This is a genomic window from Brevundimonas sp. UBA5713 (genome assembly GCF_002419815.1).
GTDB lineage: Bacteria > Pseudomonadota > Alphaproteobacteria > Caulobacterales > Caulobacteraceae > Brevundimonas.
Genome location: NZ_DIGV01000012.1, coordinates 1 through 6,466, shown reverse-complemented (window position 1 = coordinate 6,466; position 6,466 = coordinate 1). Strand labels below are relative to the sequence as shown.

General features: G+C 64.7%; 8 protein-coding genes. 7 read left to right on the top strand and 1 reads right to left on the bottom strand.

The window, feature by feature from the left end:
• Positions 1-36: 36 nt before the first annotated feature.
• A complete protein-coding gene (gene thiD, locus B3B04_RS01545; RefSeq protein ID WP_292039182.1) occupies positions 37-810 on the top strand; it encodes a bifunctional hydroxymethylpyrimidine kinase/phosphomethylpyrimidine kinase in 774 nt (257 codons plus the stop codon).
• Positions 807-1,397 carry a nucleotidyltransferase family protein gene (locus tag B3B04_RS01540; protein WP_292039139.1) on the top strand — a complete coding sequence of 197 codons (591 nt, stop codon included), beginning with the start codon at positions 807-809 and terminating at the stop codon, positions 1,395-1,397. The genes thiD and B3B04_RS01540 overlap by 4 nt, the downstream gene beginning before the upstream one ends.
• A gap of 55 nt (positions 1,398-1,452) precedes the next feature.
• On the opposite strand, the gene B3B04_RS01535 is transcribed toward B3B04_RS01540, so the two are convergent.
• Complete coding sequence (locus B3B04_RS01535) at positions 1,453-1,839, bottom strand: hypothetical protein (RefSeq protein ID WP_292039135.1); 387 nt, start codon at positions 1,837-1,839, stop codon at positions 1,453-1,455.
• A gap of 350 nt (positions 1,840-2,189) precedes the next feature.
• On the opposite strand from B3B04_RS01535, the gene B3B04_RS01530 reads away from it, so the two are divergent.
• From B3B04_RS01530 to ccmI, 5 genes are all read left to right on the top strand, one after another.
• Positions 2,190-2,519: a hypothetical protein gene (locus B3B04_RS01530; protein WP_292039132.1), complete on the top strand. Its 330-nt coding sequence runs from the start codon at positions 2,190-2,192 to the stop codon at positions 2,517-2,519.
• A gap of 28 nt (positions 2,520-2,547) precedes the next feature.
• Positions 2,548-3,228, top strand: a complete 681-nt coding sequence (locus B3B04_RS01525; RefSeq protein ID WP_292039130.1) for a response regulator transcription factor — start codon at positions 2,548-2,550, stop codon at positions 3,226-3,228.
• A gap of 6 nt (positions 3,229-3,234) precedes the next feature.
• Complete coding sequence (locus tag B3B04_RS01520) at positions 3,235-4,692, top strand: sensor histidine kinase (RefSeq protein ID WP_292039126.1); 1,458 nt, start codon at positions 3,235-3,237, stop codon at positions 4,690-4,692.
• A 112-nt stretch (positions 4,693-4,804) separates the two neighbouring features.
• Positions 4,805-6,145 carry a hypothetical protein gene (locus B3B04_RS01515; protein WP_292039123.1) on the top strand — a complete coding sequence of 447 codons (1,341 nt, stop codon included), beginning with the start codon at positions 4,805-4,807 and terminating at the stop codon, positions 6,143-6,145.
• Between the two features lie 17 nt (positions 6,146-6,162).
• The coding region (gene ccmI / locus B3B04_RS01510) for a c-type cytochrome biogenesis protein CcmI (RefSeq protein ID WP_292039118.1) at positions 6,163-6,466 on the top strand (304 nt) is incomplete at its 3' end.

Genomic DNA, 6,466 nt, shown 5'->3' with positions numbered 1-6,466 from the left:
GTCGGCGGCGGTAGCGAACAAAAAAGAGGCCGGGTACTGGTTGTTGCGGGCTCTGATTCCGGCGGGGGCGCGGGCATTCAGGCCGACATCAAGGCCATCACCATGCTCGGCGGGTTTGCCGCTACAGCGGTGACGGCCATTACGGTGCAGAACACGCTGGGGGTTCATGGCGTGCATCCCATGCCGCTGGACGTCATCACCGCTCAGGCCCGTTGTGTGTTGGAAGACATCGGCACCGATGCGGTGAAGACCGGCATGCTGGGCACGGTCGAGGTGGTGGAAACCGTGGCGCAGCTGCTGGACGAGGCCAAGGCTCCGGCGGTGGTCGATCCGGTGATGATCGCTAAGGGCGGCCATCCTTTGTTGCCCGATCTGGCGGTCGAGGCCGTCAAATCCCTGATGGTGCCGCGCGCGACCCTGCTGACCCCCAATGCGCCCGAGGCCGAAGCCCTGACCGGTCTGTCCATTACCGATGCCGACGGCCAGCGCCGCGCAGGCGAGGCCTTGCTGGCTATGGGAGCCAAGGCGGTCCTGATGAAGGGCGGGCACGTACCGGGCGACGTGGTCACCGATATTCTGATGACTTCCGATGGCGAGACCCTGCTGGAAAGCGAGCGCATCCATTCGATGCACACCCACGGCACCGGCTGTACCTTGGCCAGCGCCTGTGCGGCGGGCATCGCCAAGGGCCTGCCGTTGCATGTGGCTGTGGCCGAAGGCTGGGCCTATGTGGCCGAAGCCATCCGCCGCGCGCCGGGTCTGGGCGGTGGTCACGGTCCGCTGGATCACTCTTGGCCTGTTCGGAAATGAGCGCGACGGAACTGACCGAGGCGGGCCGCGAAGCGCAGCTGGTCGAAATCCTTCGGGCCAATGACACCCTGATGCAAGTGCTGCGGACGGTGCGCGATCTGGGCCTGCCGGACTGGCGGCTGTTTTCAGGCGCGGTCTATCAGTCGGTCTGGAACGCCCGGACGGGCCGCCCTGCCGGTTTCGGCACCAAGGACTATGACATCGGCTATTTCGATCCCGACACCTCATGGGATGCCGAGGATGTGTGGATCAAGCGCGTCGCCGATGCCTTTGAAGAGCCACTGAAGTCGCAGGTCGAGGTGCGCAATCAGGCCCGGGTTCACCTGTGGGCCCCGCAAAAGTTCGGCGAGGATTTTGCGCCCCTGTTATCGACCGACGAGGCCCCAGCGCGTTTCGTGGCTCCGGCCTTTGCTGTCGGTGTGCGGCTGGAAGCGGACGATAGCATCAGCGTCCACTCTGCCTATGGGCTGGCCGATGTGTTCGACATGGTCATCCGGCCGACGCCCAGGCGAGGGCGCGCCAAGGGCTGGGAGACCATCGTGGCCAAGCTAAAGGCCCGCTGGCCGGAACTGACGGTCGCGGAATAAAAGTAAAGGGCGCGACCGGTAGGATCGCGCCCTTGCTATTCAGGTCGGAGGCGTCTTAGCGACGGCCTGGACCGCGACGGTCGTTGCGGATTTCGCGATCAACGCGCGATTCCAGTCGGTCAATGCGACGTTCCAGCTGTGCGCGTTCCTGACGGCTGAAGCCGCCACGGGCAAAGTCACGCTCCATACGGCTGATAGAGATCAGCTCGCCCTTGAAATCGCGGGCCTTGCGGATATCCAGACGGCGTTGCTGCAGGGCGCGATCGACGCGGCGCTCGATGGCGTTCTTGCGGGCGGCATAGACATGGACTGCCGGACCATAGGCCGGTGCCGCATATGGCGCAGCCGGACGATAGTTCTGGGCCGAGGCAGCAGCAGGAACCGCGCTGACCAGAACAGCCAGAGCCATGGCGGGGACCGTAAATGCGTTCAGCTTGCTCATCTGAATTCTCCTTTCTGAGCGTCGCCTTGCGGGGACAAAGGTCCGCTCGGCGTTGACGTCAGAAAAGCAGGGTCCGGCTGAGCCGAAGCTGAACAGTTCGCGTCAGAAATGGTTCATCAGGGTGAAATCGGCGTCATCTTCGGACGGCCCTGTCTGCGAAGCCGCGTGACACCCCAGGGGCACACCCCGCGACACACGATCAAGATTCTTGCGCTTCGGACTGGCCCACACCGATGGAGTAGGCTTTAATCCGTGGTCACCCGGTGTGAGATCGGCACCGTCAGTGCGCTCTCGTAATGTTAAATCCGTGTTCAGCCCCCGTTCAGAGGTCTGAACCTATAACGTCAGTCATGATGTCCATTCGAGCCCTTCTGATTGCCGCCTTGATCGCTGTCGTCCCCGCAACGGACGCAGTGGCCCAGTCGCGTGACCGTGGCGACCGGGATCGTTATGAACAACGCGATGACCGTCGCGGCGGAGGCCGTGGCGATGACCGCGGTGGTCGCCGTGAAAGCCAGCGCGCCAACCCCGGTCAGGTCGCCCGCGAAGTCCAGAACGGTCGTCCCGGCCGTATGCTGGGCATGCGTGAACGTGGCAATGACTACACGGTCCGTTGGGAATATCCCGGCGGTCGCGTAGACGATATCGAGGTGGATGGCCGCTCCGGTCGCCCGCGCTGATTTCCGGTTTTAAAGGGTAAGTGATCCCATGCGTGTTCTTCTGGTTGAAGACGATGTCGACCTGTCGCGCCAGCTCAAGACGGCCCTGTCCGATGCCGGCTATGCGGTAGATCACGCGCCCGATGGCGAAGAGGCTTGGTTCCTCGGCGATACCGAACCCTATGATGTGGTTGTGCTGGACCTCGGCCTGCCCAAGATCGACGGCGTGTCGGTGCTGGAGCGCTGGCGCCGCGAGGGCAAGACCACGCCGGTACTCATCCTGACGGCGCGCGGGGCGTGGTCTGACAAGGTGGCGGGCTTTGACGCGGGTGCCGACGACTATCTGACCAAGCCTTTCCACACCGAAGAACTGCTGGCCCGACTGCGCGCCCTGCTGCGTCGTTCCGCGGGCCATGCGACCTCGACCCTGTCATGCGGTGGTCTGCGCCTTGATCCTCGCGCGGCCCGCGCCACCGTCAACGGCGAGCCGCTGCGCCTGACGTCGCTGGAATACCGCCTGCTGCACTATCTGATGATGCATCAGGGCCGAGTGATCAGCCGCACCGAACTGGTCGAGCACCTGTACGATCAGGACTTCGACCGCGATTCCAACACCATCGAAGTGTTCGTCGGTCGCCTGCGCAAGAAGATCGGCTCTGACCGGATCGAGACTGTTCGCGGTCTGGGGTATCGCCTGTCGCCGCTGGCCGGTGAAAGCGACGCGGGCTAAGGCCGCATGCCGGGGCAAACGGCACCAGCCGACGACCATCCCGACCGTTCGATCGCCAGTCGCCCGACCGGCTGGGATCAGGTGCGTCCAAACCGCTCCCTGACCCGTCGACTGATCTGGCTGGCGGCGGGCTGGATTCTGTTGGCGCTGGTGGTGACCGGGATCGTCCTGACCTCGGTGTTTCAGGAATCGGCCCTTCGCCGTCTGGGTTCGACCCTCAGCGACACCATCGACGAGGTGGTGGTGGCCTCCACCATCACGCCCGAGGGCCATGTCTTCATCGGCTCGATCCGCGATGCACGGACCGAGCGTCTGCTGTCCGGCAAATACTGGATGGTGGCCGAGCCCACAGCCGAGGGTGATCTGGAGATCATCGCCCGCTCCGAATCGTTGGCGGAGCTGGATCTGGCCATCGATGAGGGACTGGAGCAGCGCCTGGTGCGCGCTTTGGGGCAGACCGTCAGCTACAGCGCCGAAGATGGTCCCAAGGGCGAGCCGCTGCGTATTGCCGCCAGTATGAAGACCCTGCCGGGACGCACGACGCCGGTGGTGTTCTTTGCGGCTATCGACCGGTCGGACGTCGATGCCGACACCCGCCAGTTTGCCACGGTGACGTGGCTGGCCATGTTGCTGCTGGGCGTGGGTTTGGTGACTGCCGTTTTCATTCAGGTGCGCGTGGGTTTGCGCCCTCTGTTTGATCTTCGCCGCGCCATCGCCGATGTGCACAATGGCCGCGCCAACCGTGCCGAGGGCGAGTATCCGCGCGAAATCCAGCCGCTGGCCGATCAGGTCAACCGCCTGTTGGAACACAATCAGGAAACCGTCGAGCGCCAGCGGACCCATGTCGGCAATCTGGCGCATGCGCTGAAGACGCCGCTGGCGGTCATGCTTGCCGAGGCGGGCACGCAGGAAGGCCAATTGCCCGATATTGTGCGTCGTCAGGCGCAGGTCATGCGCGATCAGGTCGAGCACCATTTGCGCCGCGCCCGCGCCGCCGCCCGCGCCTCTCACGGTTTGGGCGAACGCACGCCGGTGGGCGATGTGCTGGACGAGCTGGCGGTGATGATCGAGCGCGTGTTCGAGGAAAAGGGCGTCGAGATCGACTGGCGCGCGCCTGACGAGCTGGCCTTCCGTGGCGAGCGTCAGGACCTGCAGGAAATCTTCGGCAATCTGATCGAGAATGCGGGCAAATGGAGCCGTCGTCGTGTGCGCGTCTCCGCAGGGCCTGCCATGCCCGGCCAGATGATTGCTGTTGTCGAGGACGATGGTCCCGGCATCCCCGAGGACCAGCGCGACACCGCCCTGAAACGCGGCACCCGCATGGACGAGGACACACCGGGGACCGGCCTTGGCCTGTCCATCGTCGATGAACTGGTGCGTGCCTATGGCGGGCGTGTCACGCTGGGGGCCAGTGATCTGGGCGGGCTCAAGGTCGTGTTGGAACTGCCATCCGTCGATACCTAGGGCCGCCTTTGCGGTTTCGGCGCAAAGGCGATGTTAACTGCCGCGCGTCCAACACTGTCCGCATCGACGCACGTATGCCTTGCCTATAGGAGCCTGCCGGAACAACGCCCCCATGTCGGATCTGACAGACGCGCAGACGGATGCCCTGACCCAGCTGATCGCGCGCTGCCCTGATACTGTACTGGCCAAGCTGGAAGGCGCGATGGCAGGTATGGCGGGGGCGCGCGCCGCTTCCGTGCGCCTGATGTTCACAGAGGAGATCCGCGACCGGCAAAGACGCGATCAGGTCTTCCGGCCCTTGCTGGCCCTGTTCCGGCCGCGCGCCGATACCATGGCAGGCGTGACCTTCCCGCCCGCCTTGCTGGCAGCCCTGTGGGGTGCAGCCAAGAAGAACGAACCGGAACTGCTGGTGCAGCTTGATCGCGACGATGATCTGTCGCGCATGATTGCTGACCGACTGTGTTTTACCGCCGCCTCGGCCCTGCGTGATGACGGTGCTGCGATCTGGCCTCGGGGTACTCCCACCCAGAGAGAGGCGCTGGCCCGCATGTTGGATGTGGCTGGTATCGCCCGCACCACGGTGCGCCGCCTGCCTGAGTGGCAGGGGCGGGTGTCGCCCGATGCGGCGGCAGACATGAAGCTGGCCTTCCGTCAGGCCGCCAGCATTGGCATGGACGGTGCCCAGCGCCTGATGGAAGTCTATTTCGCTCATCTACGCGAAGGGCTTCAGGTGCTGCGTCTGGCTGAATATGCGTCATCGCTGGGCAATCCGCCCACCACGATTGCCGATGGCCCGTTCGCCGATTTCGTGGAACGCGTGATCGATGCGGTGGTCAAAAAGACCGACCAGCTGGTGGCCTTCGAACTGAGCGAAGGTCCGCAGGGTGTGCTGACCTTCCGTGACCGTTTGCACTGGGTGGCTCAGGCCCTCGGCGAGATCGAAATGGTGGTATCGCCCCGCCCTGACAGCGTGTGGTCGCGGACCTTGCGATCGCAAAAACTACGCCTGTCGCAGATGCTGTCCAAAAGCTTTGAGGCGGCAGACAAGGCCGTCGATGGTTTGCTGCCTCAGGAGCGCACCGCCTTGGTGGGCCGTATGACCCGCGCTGTGCCGCGCCTGATGGCCACTATGGATGACGCCCAGGTGGAAAAGGCGCGCCTGCTGATGGGGCTGTTGTCGGTGTCGCGCGGTCCGGCCATGACGCTGGGCTGCGAGGCCGAGCGTCGCCAGACGGTTGAGGGAATCACCGGACGTATCGCCGATTGGGCCGATGAGGCTCTGGACCGGATGAACCGTGGCGAAGCGCCCGATCATGGCCAGTTGGCCCGTCGACGCCTGCAGGTTTTGATCGACCTACTGCAACTGGCCGGTGCCAAAGAAGCCGCACGAACCGTGCGTAGACGATTGGCCAGTGCAGGTGCGGCGTCTCGCATCTCGCTTCGTCAGCCCTGATCCGCTACAGCGGCACCATGGCGATCTTTTGGATCATGACAGGAATGGTGACGGCACTGGCGGGACTGTGGGTCCTGTCCTTTGCACGTCGGGGTGCAGGCGACCAAAGCGCGCTGAGCGAAGTCGAGGCCGACCGTCTGGCTGGCGCGCGCGAACTGGCCGAACTGGACCGGATGAAGGGCCTTGGCCTGCTGGACGAGGCCGGATGGAAGTCCGCGCGCGCCGAGGCTGGCCGCCGCATCCTGTCGGCCCGCCGCGCCGAGGCCGGTGTGCGTGTTGGTTCGCGCGACCGCCATCTGGTGTTGGGCGGGCTGGCGCTGA